Source organism: Amycolatopsis sp. NBC_01286 (assembly GCF_035982555.1).
Classification (GTDB): domain Bacteria; phylum Actinomycetota; class Actinomycetes; order Mycobacteriales; family Pseudonocardiaceae; genus Amycolatopsis.
On the sequence record NZ_CP108428.1, the window covers coordinates 5,349,630 to 5,368,197 of the forward strand.

Consider the following 18,568-nt stretch of genomic DNA (forward strand, 5'->3'; position numbering starts at 1 on the left):
CGCGTCTAGCACATGTGCCGGGCGCGCACGCAATCGCCGTACCGCGTGAGGGCCCCCGAACCGGCCGCCGGTAGCCTCTTGGCCGTGTCCGTGTCCTCGTCCAGTTCCCCGGTGCCGGAAAGCCCGGTGAAAGCGGTCCCCGCACCGCCGCGCCCGGCGCGCATCGTCCCGGTCCCGCTGGCGACGCTGCTCGCCAGGGCGGACGCCCGCCTGATCGCCGACTCGCCCGACGCCGCCGACCTCACCGTCACCGGCACCACGCTGCGGGCCCAGCACGTGCTGCCCGGCGACCTGTTCGCCGCGCTGCCCGGCGCCCGCGCGCACGGCGCCGACTTCAGCGACCAGGCCGTCGCCGCCGGGGCCGTCGCGGTCCTCACCGACGCCGCGGGCGCCGAGCGGCCCGCGCTGCGCGACGCCGGCGTCCCGATCCTCGTGCACGCCGACCCGCGCGCCGCCCTCGGCGAGATCGCCGCCTGGATCTACGGCGAGCCGTCGCTGCGGCTGTCCGTGCTCGGCGTCACCGGCACCTCCGGCAAGACCACGACGTCCTACCTGGTCGACGCCGGGCTCGAGGCCGCCGGGCTGACCACCGGCATGATCGGCACGGTCGAGACCCGGATCGCCGGCGAACGCCTGGTCAGCGGGTTCACCACGCCGGAGGCCCCGGACCTGCAGGCGCTGCTCGCGGTGATGCTGGAGCGCGGCGTGACGCACGTGGCGATGGAGGTCTCCAGCCACGCGCTCGCGCTCGGCCGCGCCAACGGCACCCGGTTCACCGTCGGCGCGTTCACCAACCTCTCCCAGGACCACCTGGACTTCCACAAGGACATGCAGGAGTACTTCGCCGCGAAGGCGCTGCTGTTCGACGGCCGCTCGACCACGGAGGTCGTCGTGGTCGACAGCGCGTGGGGGCAGGCCCTGCTCACGCCGCAGACGGTCACCGTGACCACGGATCCCGGCACCGACGCCGCGTGGAAGGCCACCGACCTCGAAGCCACCCCGCACGGCGAGCAGACGTTCACCCTGCACGGCCCGGACGGCGTCAGCGCGCCCGCCCGGATCCCGCTGCCGGGCGAGTTCAACGTCGCCAACGCCGTGCTCGCCGCCGCGATCCTGAGCACCGCCGGGGTGAGCCTGGAGCACATCGTCGCCGGGCTCGCCCGGGTGCAGGTGCCGGGCCGGATGGAGCGCGTCCACGTCGGCCAGGAGTTCACCGCCGTCGTCGACTACGCCCACAAGCCGGCCGCGGTCGCGCAGGGCCTGGACGCGCTGCGCGCCCGCACCGACGGCCGGATCATCACCGTGCTCGGCTGCGGCGGCGACCGGGACACCGCGAAGCGCCCGATGATGGGCGAGGCGGCGGCCCGCCGCAGCGACGTCCTGATCGTCACCGACGACAACCCGCGCTCCGAGGACCCCGCGGCCATCCGCGCGGCGATGCTGGCCGGCGCCCGCGGGGTCGGCCCGGCCGAGGGCGGCGAGATCGCCGAGATCGGCGACCGCCGCGAGGCCATCGCGCGCGCCGTCGCGCTCGCCGGCCCGGGCGACATCGTTTTCCTCGCCGGCAAGGGGCACGAGACCGGCCAGGAGGCCGGCGGCGTCGTGCACCCGTTCTCCGACCGCGACGAGCTGGCCGCGGCCATCCGCAACAAACTCGAGGTGAGTGTGTGATCGTGCTCAGCCTGGCCGAGATCGCCGACGTCGTCGGCGGCCGGCTGCACCGCGCCGACCCGGGCGCCCAGGTGACCGGCAGCGTGGAGTTCGACACCCGGAAGCTCGTCCCCGGCGGCCTGTTCGTCGCCCTGCCGGGGGAGAAGGTCGACGGCCACGACTTCGCGGCGAAGGCCGTCGAGTCCGGTGCCGTCGCCGTGCTGGCCGCCCGGGAGGTCGACGCGCCCGCGATCGTCGTGCCTCCATTGGGGGCGGGGGAGGCCCACGAGCGGTCGGTCGCGCTGACCGGCGACCAGGACGGCTCCGGCGCGGCGGTGCTGGGCGCGCTCGCGAAGCTCGCTCGCCACGTCGTGCAGCGCCTGGCCGAAGGGAACCTGACCGTCGTCGGCGTCACCGGCTCGTCGGGCAAGACGTCCACCAAGGACGTCATCGCGCAGCTGCTCGAGCCGCTCGGCCCGACGGTCGCGCCGCCCGGGTCGTTCAACAACGAGCTGGGCCACCCCTGGACCGCCCTGCGGGCCGACGCGAGCACCCGGCACCTGGTGCTGGAGCTGTCCGCGCGCGGGCCGGGGCACATCGCCCACCTCGCCGAGATCGCCCCGCCGAAGATCGGCGTGGTGCTCAACGTCGGCTCCGCGCACGTCGGCGAGTTCGGCTCCCGCGAAGGCATCGCGAAGACCAAGGGCGAGCTGGTCGAGGCGCTGCCCGAAGACGGCGTCGCGGTCCTCAACCTGGACGACCCGCTGGTCGCGGCCATGGCGAGCCGGACGAAGGCCCGCGTGGTGTTCGTCGGCGAGACCGCGTCCGCCCACATCCGCGCGGAGCGCATCACCCTCGACGACGAGGCCCGCGCGTCCTTCCGGCTGGTCACCCCGGCCGGCGACGCCGACGTCACGCTGCCGCTGCACGGCGAGCACCACGTCGGCAACGCGCTGTCCGCCGCGGCCGTCGCCCTCGAACTGGGCGCGACCCCGGCGGCGATCGCCGCCGGGCTGTCGTCGCTCGAACGGCGGTCCGCGCGGCGCATGGAGGTCGTCACCCGCGCCGACGGCGTCACGGTCCTCAACGACTCCTTCAACGCCAACCCCGAGTCGATGCGGGCCGGCCTGAAGGCCCTGGCGGCGATGACGCGCGAGAGCGGCCGCCGGTCCTGGGCCGTGCTCGGCGTGATGGGCGAGCTCGGCGCGGACACGATCCCCGCGCACGACGAGATCGGCCGGCTCGTCGTGCGGCTCAACATCGCCAAGCTCGTCGTGATCGGCCCGGAGGCGGCGGCCATGCACCAGGGGGCCACCCAGGAGGGCTCCTGGGGCGAGGAAGCGAAGCTGGTACCCGACGTCGAGGCCGCCGCCGCCCTGCTGCATGATCAGCTCCGTCCCGGGGACGTGGTGCTGGTCAAGGCCTCCAAAGCCGCCGGTCTCTGGCGGGTGGCCGAAGCTCTGCTCGACCCCGGGAACTCCCCCCAAGACAACCGAGAACGCTCGAACGGTGGTGACGCGTGATCAGCATCCTGATCGCGGCCGCTGCGGGCCTGCTGGTCTCCATCCTGCTCACGCCCTACCTGATCCGGGTCTTCTCCCGGCAGGGCTTCGGCCAGGAGATCCGCGAGGAAGGCCCCCAGGGACACAAGTCCAAGCGCGGTACCCCGACCATGGGCGGTGTCGCGATCATCATCGCGATGGTCGTCGGGTACTTCGCCGCGCACCTGATCAACTGGATGTTCAACGCCCGCAGCGGCGCGCCGACGGTCTCCGGGCTGCTCGTGCTGATGCTCGCGGTCGGCCTGGGCGTCGTCGGGTTCCTCGACGACTTCATCAAGATCCGCAAGCAGCGCAACCTCGGGCTGAACAAGACCGCGAAGCTGGTCGGCCAGCTCGTGGTCACCATCGCCTTCGCGGTCCTGGCCCTGAACTTCCCGAACGAGCAGGGCATCACGCCGGCGTCGGAGAGCCTCTCCTACGCTCGTGACCTCGCGCTGATCACCTTCCCGTCGGTGATCTTCGTGATCTTCTGCTACATCGTGATCTCCGGCTGGTCGAACGCGGTGAACTTCACCGACGGCCTCGACGGCCTGGCCGGCGGCGCGGCGGCGATGGTGCTGGCCACCTACGTGGTCATCTCGTTCTGGCAGGAGCGGCTTTCCTGCGCGAACGGCCCGGCGGCCGCCTGTTACGACGTCCGAGATCCACTCGACCTGGCGGTGGTCGCCGCGGCGGCGGCCGGCGCGTGCGTCGGGTTCCTCTGGTGGAACGCAGCCCCGGCGAAGATCTTCATGGGCGACACCGGCTCGCTGGCCCTCGGCGGCCTGGTCGCCGGGCTGTCGATGACCACCCGCACCGAGCTGCTCGCCATCGTCATCGGCGGCCTGTTCATGGTCGAGATGATCTCGGTGGTCGCGCAGATCGCGGTGTTCCGGACCACCCGGCGAAGACTGTTCCGGATGGCGCCCTTCCACCACCACTTCGAACTGGCCGGGTGGGCCGAAACCACGGTGATCATCCGGTTCTGGCTGTTGTCGGCGATCTGCTGCATGTTCGGCCTCGGCCTGTTCTACAGCGAGCAGCTCGGAGGCTGACGTGGAGATCGACGGTCGTCACGTCCTGGTCGCCGGTGCCGGTGTGACCGGCAAGTCGATCGTTCCCGTGCTGGTCGAGCTGGGCGCGCGCGTCACCGTCACGGACGGCAACGCCGAGCGCCTGGCCGAGCTGGACGGCCTGGGCGCCGAGCTGGTGCCCGGGCTGACCGAGCCGCCGTCCGACGTCGTCCTCGTCGTCACCAGCCCCGGCTGGCGCCCGACGTCGCCGCTGCTGGTGGCCGCGGCCGAGGCGGGCGTCGAGGTGATCGGCGACGTCGAGCTGGCCTGGCGGGTCGGGCAGCTGCGCGAGCACCCGCCGTCGTGGCTGGTCATCACCGGCACCAACGGCAAGACGACCACCGCGGGCATGCTCGAGTCGATCCTGCGGGCCGCCGGCGCCCACGCCGTGGCGTGCGGGAACATCGGCTACGCGGCGCTCGACGCCGTCCAGGCCGGGTACACCGTGCTGGCCGTGGAGCTGTCGAGCTTCCAGCTGCACTGGTCTTCGACACTGGCGCCGGACGCCGCCGTCGTGCTGAACCTCGCCGAGGACCACATCGACTGGCACGGCTCGATGGACGACTACGGCGCCGCCAAGGGCCGCGCGTACGCCAACGCCAAGGTCGTGGTGCACAACGCCGACGACGAGTGGTCGAAGCGGATCGCCGACGAGCACGCGCCCGAGAGCGCCCGCCGCGTCGCGTTCCGGCTGGACACGCCGTTCGCCGGCGAGCTCGGCCTGGTCGAGGACCTGCTGGTCGACCGCGCCTTCACCGCCGACCCGGCGGTCAGCGCCGAGGAGCTGGCCACGATCGCCGACGTCCGCCCGGCCGGCCCGCACAACGTCTCGAACGCGCTGGCCGCGGCCGCGCTGGCCCGCGCCCACGGCGTCACGCCCGACGCCGTGCTGAAGGGCCTGCGCGACTACCAGCCGGCGCCGCACCGGGCCGTCGAGGTCGCCGAGGTCGCCGGCATCCGGTACGTCAACGACTCGAAGGCGACCAACCCGCACGCGGCCGCCGGGTCGCTGCGCGCGCACGAGAGCATCGTGTGGATCGCCGGCGGCCAGCTCAAGGGCGCCTCGGTGGACGAACTGGTGAGCAGCATCGCAGGCCGCCTGCGCGGAGTTGTGCTACTCGGGGTGGATTCACCCGTGATCGCCGCCGCGGTTGCGCGACACGCGCCGGATGTCCCGGTGAACAGCCTCCATCCGGGTGACCATGAACCCATGACTGCGGCGGTGAGTGCGGCCAGCGCGATGGCCCGGCCAGGTGACGTGGTGCTGCTCGCACCCGCCGCGGCGTCGTTGGACATGTTCCGCAACTACGGTGAGCGCGGCGACGCGTTCGCCGCCGCGGTGCGCGTCCTCCACGACGACGCAGCGGGGGCGCCGAGTGACGGCAGTTGAGCAGGCCAAGAAGCGGCAGCCACCGCCGAAGCGGCCGCGCCGGGAGCGCAAGGAGAGCGGCTTCGTCGTCTTCCGGACCGCGCTGACCGCGTGGCTTTCGCGCCCGCTGGCGTCCTTCCACCTCGTGCTCGCCCTCACCGGCGTGCTCACCGTGATCGGCATCGTCATGGTGCTCTCGGCGTCGTCGGTCGGCTCGTACGACCCGAAGACCGGCAGCGGCGTGTACGCGCTGTTCACCAAGCACCTGGTCTTCGTCGCGCTCGGCGGCGTCGTGTTCTGGGTGGGCATGCGGGTCAAGCTCGAGCGGATCCGGCGGATGTCGGCCACCGCCACGGTCGTCTGCCTCGGCCTGCTGGTCCTGGTCCTGACCCCGCTGGGCTCGACCGTGAACGGCTCGCAGGGCTGGTTCCGGATCGGCGACTTCACCTTCCAGCCGGTCGAGGCCGCGAAGGTCGCGCTCGCGTTCTGGGGCGCGCACATCCTGGTGATCAAGTACAACGTGATCCACCAGTGGCGGCACCTGCTGGTGCCCGTGGTGCCGATCGCGCTGCTGATGTTCGCCCTGGTCATGCTGCAGCCCGACTTGGGCGGCACGGTCACCCTCGCCGTGGTGCTGCTGGCCCTGCTCTGGTTCGCCGGTGCGCCGAAACGGCTGTTCGGCGTCATCCTCGCGGGCGGCCTGGCCGGCGTCCTCGTGCTCGCGCTGATCGCGCCCTACCGCCTCGCGCGCGTCATGTCGTTCCTCTCGCCGGACCCCGACACCAGCGCCGCCGGCTTCCAGGCCAACCAGGCCAAGCTCGCGCTCGCCGACGGCGGGTTCCTCGGCAAGGGGCTCGGCCAGGGCGCGTCCAACTGGGGCTACCTGCCGAACGTGCAGAACGACTTCATCTTCGCCCTGATCGGCGAGGAGCTCGGGCTGGTCGGCTGCGTCGTCGTGCTCGCCCTGTTCGGCGGGGTCGCCGTCGTGGGCCTGCGGATCGCCACCCGCAACATCGACCCGTGGATCCGGATCGTCTCCGGCACGCTCACCGTGTTCCTCGTGGCGCAGGCCGGCATCAACATCGGCTACGTCGTCGGCCTGCTGCCCGTCACCGGCGTCACGCTGCCGCTGATCTCCTACGGCGGCACCTCGCTGGTGATCACCATGCTCATCATGGGCGTGCTCGCGAACGCCGCCCGGCACGAACCGGAGGCGGTGGCCGCGCTGCGGACACAGGGGCCGGGTAAATTCGGACGTCTGCTGCGGCTGCCCGCGCCCGACCCGTACCGTCCGCCCGCCACGCGCAAGGGGGCGGCGCGCGCCGGGGCGAAGGCGGCCAGGCCCGCGCCCCGTGCGGCGCGGCCCGCCCCGGCGCAGGAACGGCGCAAGTCGGTCCGCGAGCCGGTGCGCCGCAGCGCGGCACGGACGAGCACGGCCACGTCTCGCGCGGCCGCGCGGACAACAGCGAGCCGTGGTACCCGGAGTACCGCGAACCGGAGAGGTCATTGGTGAGTAAGCCCGTCAAGGGAACCGAGCGAGCCGCCGCGGGCAGGGCGCCCGTGGTCGTGGTCGCCGGTGGTGGCACCGCAGGACACATCGAACCCGCCCTCGCCCTGGCCGACGCCGTCATGCGGCTGCGCCCGGACGCGACGGTCGTCGCGCTCGGCACCGAGCGCGGCCTGGAGAACAAGCTCGTCCCGGCCCGCGGGTACACCCTCGAGCTGATCCCGCCGGTCCCGCTGCCCCGCAAGCCCACGCCGGAGCTGCTGCGGCTGCCCCTGAAGGTCCGCGACTCGGTGCGCAGGACCCGTGAGGTCCTGGAGCGGGTCGGCGCGGACGTCGTCGTCGGCTTCGGCGGGTACGTCGCCCTTCCGGCCTACCTGGCCGCGCGCGGGCGCACCCCGATCGTCGTGCACGAGGCCAACCAGTCGCCGGGCCTGGCCAACAAGGTCGGCGCCCGGTTCGCCGCGCGCGTCGCGGTCGCCGTCCCCGGCACGCCGCTGCCCAAGGCCGAGGTCGTCGGGATCCCGCTGCGGCGGTCGATCACCTCCCTCGACCGCGCCGCGCTGCGCGCCGAGGCCCGCGAGTACTTCGGGCTGGACCCGGACGCGCCGACGCTGCTGGTGTTCGGCGGCTCGCAGGGCGCGCAGTCGATCAACAGTGCGGTGTCCGGCGCGGCGAAGGAGCTGGCCGACGCCGGCATCGGCGTGCTGCACGCGCACGGCCCGAAGAACACCCTGGTCGTGCAGGAGTTCCCGGGGAAGCCGGCGTACGTGCCGGTGCCCTACCTGGAGCGGATGGACCTGGCCTACGCGGCGGCCGACGTCGCCGTGTGCCGCTCGGGCGCGATGACTGTCGCCGAGGTGACGGCGGTCGGGCTGCCGGCGGTGTTCGTCCCGCTGCCGCACGGCAACGGCGAGCAGGCGACCAACGCCCGCCCCGCCGTCACGGCCGGCGCGGCGCTGATGGTCGAGGACGCCGACCTCACCGCGGCGAAGATCGCCGAGCTGGTCGTCCCGCTGGCCGTCGACGCCGACCGGGTCGCCAAGATGGGCGCCGCCGCGGTCGGCATGGGCCACCGCGAGGCCGACGAGCTGCTCGCCAAGATCGTCCTGGAGGCCGCAGGTGCCTGAGCTCCCCGAAGAACTGCGTCGCGCGCACCTGATCGGGATCGGCGGTGCCGGCATGTCCGGGATCGCGCGGATCCTGCTGGCCCGCGGGGCTTTCGTGTCCGGTTCGGACGCCAAGGAGTCGCGCGCGCTGCTGTCGCTGCGGGCCCAGGGCGCCGAGCTGTTCATCGGCCAGGCCGCGTCGAACCTCGACGAGCTGGCCGAACGGCCGTCCGCGGTCGTCGTCTCGACGGCGATCAAGGAGACCAACCCCGAGCTGGCCGCGGCCCGCGCCGCCGGCATCCCGGTGCTGCACCGGGCGCAGGCGCTGGCCGGTCTGATGGAAGGCCACCGCGTCGCCTGCATCGCGGGCACGCACGGCAAGACGTCGACGACGTCGATGCTCACCGTGGCGCTGCAGCACTGCCGGCTCGACCCGTCGTTCGCCATCGGCGGCGACCTCAACGAGTCCGGCGCCAACGCCCACCACGGCGAGGGCGGCGTCTTCGTCGCCGAGGCCGACGAGAGCGACGGCTCGTTCCTGACCTACTCGCCGTCGGTCGCGGTCGTGACCAACGTCGAGCCGGACCACCTGGACCACCACGGCACCGCCGAGGCCTACACCAAGGTGTTCACCGAGTTCGTCGGCCGGATCGTGCCGGGCGGGCTGCTGATCGTCTGCGGTGACGACCCCGCGGCCGACGAGCTGGGCGACCAGGCCGCGGAGCTGGGCGTCCGCGTCCGGCGCTACGGCCGCACGGTCACCGGTGAGGGCGACGCCCGCATCCTCGACTACACGCCGGCCCCGGACGGCGGCGTCGTCCGCCTGGACCTGGACGGCTCGGAGCTGTCCGTCCGGGTCGCGGTGCCGGGGGAGCACATGGCGCTCAACGCGATCGCCGCGCTGCTGGCCGGGCTCGAGCTGGGCGCCCCCGCGGCCGAACTGGCCGACGGGCTCGCCGCGTTCGGCGGCGTGCGCCGCCGGTTCGAGTTCAAGGGCCGCTCCGGCGACGTCCGCGTCTACGACGACTACGCCCACCACCCGACCGAGGTGGCCGCGCAGCTGCGCGCGGTGCGGACCGCGGCCGGGACCGGCCGGGTGGTCGTCGTGTTCCAGCCGCACCTGTACTCGCGGACAAAGCTGTTCTCGGCGGAGTTCGCTTCGGCTTTGTCCCTGGCGGACGAAGTGGTCGTGCTGGACGTCTACGGCGCGCGCGAAGAGCCGGAGCCGGGCGTCAACGGCGCGCTGATCGCGGACGCGGTGACGGTGCCGGTGCACTACGAGCCCGCCTTCGACGTCGCGGCCGAACTGGTCGCCGGGCTGGTGAAGGGCCACGACCTCGTCGTCACCATGGGCGCCGGCGACGTCACGCAGCTGGGCCCGGAGATCCTCGCCGAGCTGGACAAGCGCTGACGCCATGAGTTCGACCAGCCAGCGCCGCCGTCCGTCCGAAGAGGACGAGCGGGATCGCGCTGCCCTGGCCCGGGAGCGGCGCGGCCGGCGGTCCGAAGAGGAACGCCGCCGGACCCGCGCCGCCTCCACGCGGCCGCAGGCCCGGGCCCGCGCCACCCGCCCGAACCGGCGCGTCGAGATCCGGCGCCGCTGGGTCGCGCTGCTGAGCGTGCTGACGTTGGTCGCGCTGGTCTACCTGCTGTTCTTCAGCTCGATGCTCGGCGCGAAGGACGTCTCGGTGACGGGCTCGCGCACGGTGACGGCCGACCAGATCCGCGCGATGGCGGCGGTCCCGCTCGACAAGCCCCTGCTGCGGCTGAGCACCGACGAGATCCGCGACCGGGTGGCGGGCATGCCGGGCATCGCCACGGTCGAGGTGTCGCGCTCGTGGCCGAACACGGTCGACATCACGGTGACCGAGCGCACGGCGATCGCGTTCTTCGACAGCGGCCCGGGCGGCGACGGCGTCCACCTGGTCGACGGCGGCGGAGTCGTCTTCAAGACTGTCCCGGCCCGCCCGGCGGGCCTGCCGGAACTGAAGCTGCCCAAGGTCTCGGCGGACGACCCGGTGACCCGGGCGGTGACGGCGGTCCTGGGCGTGATCCCGGAGCAGCTGCTGAAGCAGGTGACAACGGCGACGGCCAAGACCCCGGCGAGCGTGGAGTTCACGCTGTCGAGCGGCAAGATCGTCCGCTGGGGGACCGCGGAGCAGACGGACCGCAAGGCCAAGGTCCTGGCGGCGCTGCTCACCCAAGAGGGCAAGGTCTACGACGTCGCGGCCCCCGAGCTGCCGACGATCACGTCCTGATTTCCGTGTCCCTGCACCGATTTGAGGTAGCGGATCGGCGGTTCGAGCGTGCCTGTATAGTTTGTCACTTGTGATTTGCGCCCCTAACGGGGAGCGCCCAGAAGCACTGCCCAACACTTGCGCTGACTTAGCCGTCAGCGCCGAGCGGCACCCGGCCTGCTGCTCGTCTTGGGGCGTCTGCTCACGTGAATCGCAGCAACTACATACAACTCGAACCAGCGACACCGGCACCGGGGCCGGTGTGTGTCGTCGTGGAGTTGTCTTGCTGTTGCTGGTGGTGCCTCTGTGCACCCTCGTCGCCTTCATCGCCGTGCTCGGCCTCGCGGCTTTCATCGTGCACAAGACCGGAGACGCCAAAGGGCTCCGCGACCTCGCGATCCTGGTTCGCGCCGTGCGTCCGTCGTGGCCGTTCAAGTGGCCCCGTCGGCATTGACGTCCTCTCGCTGATCCAGACAACTCGTGTGCGCCGAATTTCCGTATGTCGTACGATCTCGTACGGCATACGAGAACGAGGAGGGCATCATGACGATCCTGGTGACCGGCGCGACCGGCAGCGTCGGGCGGCTGGTCGTGGACGAAGTGGTGGCGGCCGGTGCAGACGTGCGCGCGTTGACCGTCGATCCCGCGCGGGCCGACCTCCCGAAGGAGGCCGAGGTGGTCGTCGGCTCCTTGGCCAGGCCGGACGAGCTGCCGCTGAAGGGCGTCGACGCCGTGTACCTGGCTCCGATGGCGCGGACCGTGCGGCGGTTCTGCGAGCTGGCGGCCGGCGCGGGTATCGAGCGGGTCGTCGCGTTGTCCGGCAGCAGCATCGGCGATGGGCACGCAGCCTCCAGCGGCAACGCCTACGCCGCCGTCGAAGCGGCGGTCGAGCAGGCCGGGTTCGCGCGAACCTTCCTGCGGCCCGGGTCCTTCATGAACAACACCCTCGACTGGGCCGGCATGGTGCGCGGGAGCGAGGTCGCCATGGCTTACGGCGACTCGACGCAGACGCCGATCGACCTCGGTGACATCGCCGCGGTCGCCGCGCGCGTCCTCACCACCGACGGGCACGTCGGCGCCACCTATGTCCTCAGTGGACCCGAGGCGATCAGCCTGCGCCGGCAGGTCGCGACGCTCGAAGCCGTGCTGGGCAGGGAGGTTCGGTTCCGCGAGCTGACTCCCGGCGAGCAACGCGCGCGGTGGCTCGGCTTCGGCGTCCCGGAAGAGGTCGCCGACTGGCTGCTGACCGGTTTCGAAGCGACCACGCGCACCCCAGAGGTGCCGACCGGCGTCGTCGAAGAACTGCTGGGGCGCCCGGGAACGACCTACGCCGAGTGGGTCGCCGCGCGCCGGGCGCACTTCGCCTGACGGAACCCGCTCAGATCCAGCCGCGTTCCTTGGCCAGCAACGCGGTCTGGAACCGGTTGGCCGCACCGAGTTTGGCCATCACGTCCGCGACGTGCTTGCGGAACGTCCGCACCGACACGCCCATCTCGCGCGCGCCGAGCTCGTCCTTGTCCGCTTGGCAGAGGATCGCCAGCACCTGCTTCTCGGTGGTGCTCAGGCCGGCGCGCGCGGTCGGGTCGGCGGCACCCACCGGCGTCGCCTGCCGCCAGACGCGTTCGAACAGGCTCACCATGGTCGCCACCTGCCCCGGCTGGGATACGACGACGGCGCCGCGCTTGCTGTCCTCGGCGTCGATCGGGGCGACGAAGACCGTGCGGTCGAACAGGATCAGCCGTTCGAGCCGGCCGCCTTCGGCCGTGCGGACCTCGGCGCCGTGCGCGCACAGGTCGAGCAGGTACGACCGGGTCCGCTCGTCGTCGAGGATCTCGGCCCGCACCACCGTGCGCATCCGGACGCCGCGGCGCAGGCAGCGCAGGTCGAGCGGCCGCGCGGCCGAGATCGTCTCGGGGCTCCACGGCCCGCTCGGCTGCAGGCCCATGATTTCCCTGCGGGCGAAGAAGGCCAGCTCGTCGAGCTTCTCCCGGACGCGGTCGAGACCCTGGACGTGCTGGACGTCCGGCCGGGTCCCGCGGGGCGCGGCGGCGGTGAAGTCCTCGCACAGCGGGCCGATCCGGCTCCGGCACGCGTCGAGCCGGCCGACCTGGTCCCGCAGCCGGGCGATCTCGAGCGAGATCAGGTTCTCCAGGGCGATCGCCGGGTCGAGCCCCTCGAACGTCTGCGCGTCGACCTGCCGGACCAGCCCGAGCCGGACGAGCTCGCGGACGATCCCGGCGGTTTCCGCGCGGTCGAGGTGCAGGGCTTCGGCGAGACCGGCGGCGGTCATCGTCTTGTCCCGCAGGCAATGGCGGTACGCGCGCTCGGCGGTGGCGTCGAGCCCGAGGTCCGCGAGGGTCATGGATCGCTCCCCTGGGTAGCAGCCCAAGGGCGTACGGTAGCAGTTTCGCGATACCCGGACAGCGGCCATGCGCTGACAAGAACGGGGGAAATTCGCCGGGCTGCGGTGACTTTGCGTCAGCGCCGGGTGCGGGTCATCCCGGCGAGGGCGAGCAGTGGCAGCACCCCGGCGAACACGGCGACCGCCGTCCAGCCGCCGAGGTGGTAGGCGATCGAGCCGGCCTGCGAACCGATGGCGCCGCCGACGAAGAACGTCGCCAGGTAGATGCTGTTGATGCGGGCGCGGGCCGACGGGTCGAGCTGGTAGATCGTGTGCTGGCCGACGACCAGGGTGGCCTGCACCGCCGCGTCGATCGCGATCGCGGCGATGGCCAGCAGGATGACGCTGTGCGCGCCGAGCCCGGCGACCGCGAACGCGGCCGCGCACACGATGAACGCGGTCGTGGTGAGCCGGGCGCCGTGCCCGTGGTCGGCCCAGCGCCCGGCGAGCGGGGCGATCAGCGCGCCACCGGCGCCGGCCAAGGCGAACAGGCCGACGCCCAGCTGGGAGTAGTTGAACGGCGGGGCGGTCAGCACGAACGCGATCGTCGTCCAGAAGGCGCTGAACGCGCCGTACATCGCCGACTGGAAGAGCGCGCGGTGGCGCAGCGCGGGGTGTTTCCGCACCATCGCCAGGGTCGAGCGGATCAGCTGCCCGTAGCCGACGTCGGTCTTGGGCGCCCGCTTCGGCAGGCTGAACCGCAGCACGACGGCGAGCACGGCCATCGCCACGGCGGAGATGAGGAACACCACGCGCCAGCTGGTGACCTCCGCGAGCAGGCTGGCGATCACGCGCGAGAGCAGGATGCCGAACACGAGCCCGCTCACCACGCGTCCGACGATCCGCCCGCGGATGGCGTCGGGGGCCAGGTCGGCGGCGAACGGGATGAGGATCTGCACGACCACCGACGTCGCCCCGACGAGCAGGGAAGCCAGCAGCAGCACGGCGAACCCGGGCGCGAAGCCGGTGCCGACGAGCCCCGCGCAGGTGACGGCGAGCAGGCTCGAGACGAGCGTGCGGTTCTCCAGCCGGTCGCCGAGCGGGACGAGCAGGAGCATGCCCGCGGCGTACCCGATCTGCGTCGCGGTGACGATCCCGCCGGCGGCGGCCTCGCCGACCCCGAAGGTGTGCCGCAGCTCGGCGAGCAGCGGCTGGGCGTAGTAGAGGTTGGCGACCGTCAGTCCACAGGAGACGGCCAGCAACAGCACCAGCCAGCCGGGCGGTGCTTCCTGCTGCGGCTTCGTCTCGGTCATCGTCACCCCTCGGGAACCGGTTTGATCGGTTCCCGGACGGTACCAGTCAAACCGGTTCCCGAGGTATGGTGACGTGCATGACAGAGCGGTTCCGGTCGGGCGCGGGCAGGGTGTGCCTCGATTTCGTGCGCACGCTGCGGTATCGCGGCACGTCCGATGCTACGGAGGAGCTGCCGGACGGTGCTTCCTGGCGTGCGTGGATCGAGGAGTTCGGCAAGTTCGGAGAGGCCGTCGTGCCGGAGGAGTCGGTCCGCGACGCCCGGGTGCTGCGCGAGGCGATCCACGAGCTGGTCTCGGACGGCGCCGCATCGTGCCGTCCGGCGATCCGCCAGCGCCTGAACCGCTTCGCGGCGGCGCCGGTCCCGGCGCCGGCGCTGACCCCGTCGGGCGAACTCCGTTGGCGCGCCGGGGATCCCGCGTCGGCGATGTTCTCGGTGCTGGCCCGCGACGCCCTGGACCTGGTGACCTCCCCGGCGTTCGACCGGCTCCGCCACTGCGCGGGCGCGCGCTGCGGGGCGCTGTTCCTGGACACGTCGAGGCCGGGAACGCGCCGGTGGTGCTCGATGGACGTCTGCGGGAACCAGGCGAAGAAGTCGACTTATCGAGCCAAAGCCGCCCACTGACGGCGAACGGCCGCCCCGCCGCGCGACAGTTGCCTTCGCCCGCAACGCAGGCCCGCTGTGGTTCAGCTCTCGGGGAGACCAGTCTCGACCGGCGAGGGTGCCGGGACGGATCCGACCAGGCCGTCGTCGGCTGCCTGGTGTCGATGCCGTCAGCCCGGGCTTCGGCGAGCCTGGCGTCGTCGTGGTTGTCCAGATCGCGGGAAGCTCGTCTGAAGAGGCGCACAGCCGCCCACTGACGGCGAACGGCCGCCCCGCCGGAGCGGGACGGCCGTTCACAACGCCTCAGACGAGTGCCGCGTCCAGGGTGATCGTCGTGCCCGCGAGGGCCTTCGACACCGGGCACGTCTTCTCCGCCGTCTCCGCGTACTCCGCGAACTTCTCCGCGCTCACGCCGGGCAGCGCCGCGCGCAGGGTGATCGCGATGCCGCTGATCTCGAAGCCGCCGCCGGCGGCCGGGCCGAGGGTGACCTCCGCGCTGACGTCGATCGAGTCCGCCGTCAGCTTCTCGGCCTCCAGTACGCCCGACAGGTTCATCGCGAGGCACGACGAGTGCGCCGCGGCGATGAGCTCTTCGGGGCTCGTCTGGCCGTCCGGGTTGCCCGCGCGGGTCGGGAACGAGACGGAGAACGTGCCGGCGTTGGACGAGTCCAGCGTGACCTCGCCCTTCCCCTTCTGCAGTCCGCCGGTCCAGTGGGTGGTCGCGTCACGGCTGGGCATGGGTGCCTCCAGGTGGGTACGCGGCGGCCGACTCCGTCAGCCGCCGCAGGGTTTCGATCAGCTGTCGCCGCTCGGTGTCGTCGAGGCCCAGTGCGCAGCCGATGGCCGGGGGGACGCCGGTGGCGCGCTCGCGCATCGACCGGCCCTCCTCGGTCAGGCCGACCACCACGGTGCGTTCGTCGGCGGGCCGCCGCGTCCGCGTCACCAGTCCGTTGGCCTCGAGTCGTTTGAGCAGCGGGGAAAGCGTGCCGTAGTCCAGGTGCAGCCGTTCGCCGATCTCCTTGACCGGCCGGTCGCCGGACTCCCACAGCACCAGCAGCACCAGGTACTGCGGGTACGTGAGGCCCAGCTCGCCGAGCAGGGGACGGTACGTGTCCGTCACGGCCCGGGACGCCGCGTACAGCGCGAAGCAGGCTTGCTCGTCCAACGAGAACTCATCCGGCACGCCCGCAAACCTAGTCCACGATTACATCGTGCGCAAGGTATTCGGCCCGCGAAAAGTGTCGGACCCTTCTGGCAGAGTCCCGGCCATGACCGAACGACCGGACCGCCCGAAGATCCCGCTCACCGGCGGCGAGCGGGAGATCCTCACCAGCCTGCTCGACTACCACCGCGCCACCGTCGCCTGGAAGAGCGGCGGACTGAGCCTCGAGCAGGCCCGGCGGGTCCACCTGCCGAGCGAGCTGACGACCGTCGCCGGGCTGCTCGCGCACCTCACGCTCAACGAGTGGTACTGGTTCGCCGTGGTCGTCGACGGCGAACCCGACACCTGGGAGGAGAAGCTGGAGCAGGACCCGGACGCGGAGTTCCGGGTCGCGCCCGAAGCGACGGTGGAGCAGCTGCTCGCCGACTACGAAACCCAGTGCGTCCGCAGCCGCGAGATCGTCGCGAAGCACGACCTCGCGGACCAGGTGACCTACAAGGACGAGACGTTCAACGTCCGGTGGGTCGTCGCGCACATGATCGAGGAGACGGCCCGGCACGTCGGCCACCTCGACGTGCTGCGCGAGCTGACCGACGGCCTCACGGGGGAGTGACGCGCTTGGGAGGCAGGGGGAAGAACCCGCTGGTGCGCTCGACGTAGTGCGCGTACGCCGGGCGCGTACGGGCCATTCCCTTCTCCAGCAACGGTTTCCCCGTACCGCGGGCCAGGGTGTAGGTCATCGCGATCGGCGAGAGGATCGTCAGCGCGCCCGGCCACGTCGAGCACGCGAGGAGATAGAGGCCCCACCAGACGCACGCGTCGCCGAAGTAGTTCGGGTGCCGCGTGTAGCGCCAGAGCCCGGTGTCGAGCACCTTGCCCTTGTTGCCGGGGTCGGCCTTGAAGCGGCGCAGCTGGTCGTCGCCGACCGTCTCGAAGCCGAACCCGACCAGCCACACGGCGACGCCGAGCCAGCCCAGCACGCCGATGCCCGTGCCGTACTGCGCGAACTGCACCGGCAACGACACGAAGTACAGCACCACGGCCTGCACCAGGTACACACGCACGAACATCTTCGCCGGCGAAGCGTGCTTGGCCATCCGCACGTACCGCGGGTCCTCCGGCAGCTTGTGGTTGCGCAGGTGCAGGTGCGCCGACAGGCGCACGCCCCACACGACGGTCAGCGCCGTCACCACCAGCCGCAGCGGCAGCGGCCCGTCGCCGAACGGGAACGCGGCCAGCACGACGATCGCGAAGCCGAGCCCCCAGAACGTGTCGATCGTGTCGTAGCGCTTGCGCGCCCGCGCGATCCCGAAGGTCACCACCACCGCCACGACCGTGACGCCGGCGGTGACCAGCAACGTGCCGCCCAGGGGCATCAGTTCCACTCCCGGGTCGCCGGCATGCCGCTGACGCCGTTGACGTCCGGTCGCACGCTCAGGATCTGGTCCACACCCATCCGGTTCTCCTCGAACGCCAGCGCCCCGCCCACCAGGTACAGGCGCCACACCCGCGCGCCGGACTCCCCGATGAGCGCGACGACGTCGGCCCAGTTCTCCTCCAGGGTGTCGGCCCAGGCCCGTACCGTCCAGACGTAGTGCTCGCGCATCGCGTGGACGTCACGCACCTCGAGCCCGGCGGTTTCGAGGTGTTCGACGGTCCGGCCGACCGGGCGCATGGTCATGTCGGGCGCGATGTAGCGCTCGATGAACGCGCCGCCGCCGGGGGCGACGTTGCCGCGGGACATCTGCTGGATCAGCACGCGCCCGCCGGGCTTGACCATCTTGTGCAGCGTCGCGGCGTAGGCCGGGTAGTTGACCTCCCCGACGTGCTCGCCCATCTCGATCGACGCCACCGCGTCGAACGGCGCGTCCGGCAGTTCGCGGTAGTCCTGGCGCCGGACCTCGACGCGGTCCTCGAGGTCGTGCTGGGCGAGGCGGCCGCGGATGTGCTGCAGCTGCTCGGCCGAGAGCGTGATGCCGACGGCGTGCACGCCGTGGTGCTTGGCCGCGTGGACCAGCAGCGAGCCCCAGCCGCAGCCGACGTCGAGCAGCCGCATGCCCGGGCTCAGGCCCAGCTTGCGGCAGATCATCTCCAGCTTGTCGGACTGCGCCTCCGCCAGGCCGTAGCCCGGCTCGTCGGAGGTGAAGTACGCGCTGGAGTAGGCCATCGAGTCGTCCAGCAGCAGCTGGTAGAAGGCGTTGCCCAGGTCGTAGTGGTGGGCGATGGCGGACTTGTCGCGCAGCAGGCTGTGCAGCTTCCCGGACAGCCGGGCCTCCTCGGCGGGCGGCTTCGGGGGCAGGCCGATGACGCCGAGCGCACCGGCGAGCTTGGCGGCCTCCGCCCACTCGCGCGGGCCCAGCTTCACCCGCTTGAGCTCACCCGCGCGGGTGAGGGACCAGATGCGGCGGAAGCCGTCGGCGAGATCGCCTTCGACGTCGAGGTCACCGGTGACGTAGGCGCGGGCGAGACCCAGCTCACCCGGCGCGAAGAGCAGGTGGCGGAGGGCGCGGCGGTTGCGCAGTACCACGGTGGGCGCGTCCACTGGTCCGGCGCGGGTTCCGTCCCACGTCCGGAGGCCGATGGGGAGCTGCCCGCCGAGGAGCTTTTCGGCGAACGAGGCGAGGCGGTGCGCGGTGCTGTTCGGCATGTCCGGGATTCGCTCCCTGC

Annotated in this window: 18 protein-coding genes; 12 read left to right on the forward strand and 6 right to left on the reverse strand. The window is 72.2% G+C overall.

All coding sequences use genetic code 11. The annotated features are described in order from the left end of the window. The first annotated feature begins 126 nt into the window (after nt 1–126). The 10 genes from OG570_RS25715 to OG570_RS25760 all read left to right on the forward strand — a co-directional run bounded on the left by OG570_RS25715 (nt 127) and on the right by OG570_RS25760 (nt 11,851). Nucleotides 127–1,671 (forward strand): UDP-N-acetylmuramoyl-L-alanyl-D-glutamate--2,6-diaminopimelate ligase, encoded by a 1,545-nt coding sequence (locus OG570_RS25715; protein ID WP_326960151.1) that lies wholly within the window; start codon nt 127–129, stop codon nt 1,669–1,671. After that, the gene (locus tag OG570_RS25720; RefSeq protein WP_326951448.1) at nt 1,668–3,173 is read left to right on the forward strand and encodes a UDP-N-acetylmuramoyl-tripeptide--D-alanyl-D-alanine ligase; all 1,506 of its coding nucleotides are present in this window, start codon (nt 1,668–1,670) and stop codon (nt 3,171–3,173) included. The genes OG570_RS25715 and OG570_RS25720 overlap by 4 nt, the downstream gene beginning before the upstream one ends. Further along, nucleotides 3,170–4,246 carry a phospho-N-acetylmuramoyl-pentapeptide-transferase gene (gene mraY / locus OG570_RS25725; RefSeq protein ID WP_247054583.1) on the forward strand — a complete coding sequence of 359 codons (1,077 nt, stop codon included), beginning with the start codon at nt 3,170–3,172 and terminating at the stop codon, nt 4,244–4,246. Before OG570_RS25720 ends, mraY begins: the two co-directional genes overlap by 4 nt. A gap of 1 nt (nt 4,247) precedes the next feature. Next, nucleotides 4,248–5,654, forward strand: a complete 1,407-nt coding sequence (murD, locus tag OG570_RS25730) for a UDP-N-acetylmuramoyl-L-alanine--D-glutamate ligase (protein WP_326951852.1) — start codon at nt 4,248–4,250, stop codon at nt 5,652–5,654. Further along, nucleotides 5,641–7,146: a putative lipid II flippase FtsW gene (gene ftsW, locus OG570_RS25735; RefSeq protein ID WP_326951853.1), complete on the forward strand. Its 1,506-nt coding sequence runs from the start codon at nt 5,641–5,643 to the stop codon at nt 7,144–7,146. The genes murD and ftsW overlap by 14 nt, the downstream gene beginning before the upstream one ends. Further along, nucleotides 7,143–8,267 (forward strand): undecaprenyldiphospho-muramoylpentapeptide beta-N-acetylglucosaminyltransferase, encoded by a 1,125-nt coding sequence (murG, locus tag OG570_RS25740; protein WP_326951854.1) that lies wholly within the window; start codon nt 7,143–7,145, stop codon nt 8,265–8,267. The genes ftsW and murG overlap by 4 nt, the downstream gene beginning before the upstream one ends. Further along, nucleotides 8,260–9,657 (forward strand): UDP-N-acetylmuramate--L-alanine ligase, encoded by a 1,398-nt coding sequence (gene murC, locus OG570_RS25745; protein ID WP_326951855.1) that lies wholly within the window; start codon nt 8,260–8,262, stop codon nt 9,655–9,657. Before murG ends, murC begins: the two co-directional genes overlap by 8 nt. A 4-nt stretch (nt 9,658–9,661) precedes the next feature. After that, on the forward strand, nt 9,662–10,504 hold the full coding sequence (locus OG570_RS25750; protein WP_326951444.1) for a cell division protein FtsQ/DivIB: 843 nt from the start codon (nt 9,662–9,664) through the stop codon (nt 10,502–10,504). A gap of 262 nt (nt 10,505–10,766) precedes the next feature. Further along, nucleotides 10,767–10,937 (forward strand): hypothetical protein, encoded by a 171-nt coding sequence (locus OG570_RS25755; protein WP_326951856.1) that lies wholly within the window; start codon nt 10,767–10,769, stop codon nt 10,935–10,937. A gap of 89 nt (nt 10,938–11,026) precedes the next feature. After that, nucleotides 11,027–11,851 carry an NAD(P)H-binding protein gene (locus tag OG570_RS25760; protein WP_326951857.1) on the forward strand — a complete coding sequence of 275 codons (825 nt, stop codon included), beginning with the start codon at nt 11,027–11,029 and terminating at the stop codon, nt 11,849–11,851. Nucleotides 11,852–11,861: 10 nt separating this feature from the next. On the opposite strand, the gene OG570_RS25765 is transcribed toward OG570_RS25760, so the two are convergent. Beyond that, nucleotides 11,862–12,845 carry a LuxR C-terminal-related transcriptional regulator gene (locus tag OG570_RS25765; protein ID WP_326951858.1) on the reverse strand — a complete coding sequence of 328 codons (984 nt, stop codon included), beginning with the start codon at nt 12,843–12,845 and terminating at the stop codon, nt 11,862–11,864. A gap of 116 nt (nt 12,846–12,961) precedes the next feature. Continuing rightward, nucleotides 12,962–14,137 (reverse strand): MFS transporter, encoded by a 1,176-nt coding sequence (locus OG570_RS25770; RefSeq protein WP_326951859.1) that lies wholly within the window; start codon nt 14,135–14,137, stop codon nt 12,962–12,964. A 77-nt stretch (nt 14,138–14,214) separates the two neighbouring features. Between OG570_RS25770 and OG570_RS25775 the strand changes: the two genes are divergently transcribed. Next, nucleotides 14,215–14,760 (forward strand): CGNR zinc finger domain-containing protein, encoded by a 546-nt coding sequence (locus OG570_RS25775; RefSeq protein WP_326951860.1) that lies wholly within the window; start codon nt 14,215–14,217, stop codon nt 14,758–14,760. Nucleotides 14,761–15,042: 282 nt separating this feature from the next. On the opposite strand, the gene OG570_RS25780 is transcribed toward OG570_RS25775, so the two are convergent. Together OG570_RS25780 and OG570_RS25785 are read right to left on the reverse strand one after the other, a co-directional pair. Beyond that, complete coding sequence (locus tag OG570_RS25780) at nt 15,043–15,477, reverse strand: OsmC family peroxiredoxin (protein WP_247054564.1); 435 nt, start codon at nt 15,475–15,477, stop codon at nt 15,043–15,045. Beyond that, complete coding sequence (locus OG570_RS25785; protein WP_326951438.1) at nt 15,464–15,922, reverse strand: MarR family winged helix-turn-helix transcriptional regulator; 459 nt, start codon at nt 15,920–15,922, stop codon at nt 15,464–15,466. Before OG570_RS25785 ends, OG570_RS25780 begins: the two co-directional genes overlap by 14 nt. Nucleotides 15,923–16,007: 85 nt before the next feature. Between OG570_RS25785 and OG570_RS25790 the strand changes: the two genes are divergently transcribed. Beyond that, entirely contained in the window at nt 16,008–16,514 is a 507-nt protein-coding gene (locus tag OG570_RS25790; RefSeq protein ID WP_326951861.1) for a DinB family protein, read from the forward strand. Here the strand turns inward: OG570_RS25790 and OG570_RS25795 are convergent. Together OG570_RS25795 and OG570_RS25800 are read right to left on the reverse strand one after the other, a co-directional pair. Further along, entirely contained in the window at nt 16,501–17,277 is a 777-nt protein-coding gene (locus OG570_RS25795; protein ID WP_326951862.1) for a DUF1295 domain-containing protein, read from the reverse strand. The two genes, OG570_RS25790 and OG570_RS25795, sit on opposite strands and share 14 nt — an antisense overlap. After that, nucleotides 17,277–18,548, reverse strand: coding sequence for a cyclopropane-fatty-acyl-phospholipid synthase family protein (locus OG570_RS25800; protein WP_326951863.1), 1,272 nt, complete (start codon nt 18,546–18,548; stop codon nt 17,277–17,279). The genes OG570_RS25795 and OG570_RS25800 overlap by 1 nt, the downstream gene beginning before the upstream one ends. Nucleotides 18,549–18,568 lie beyond the last annotated feature (20 nt).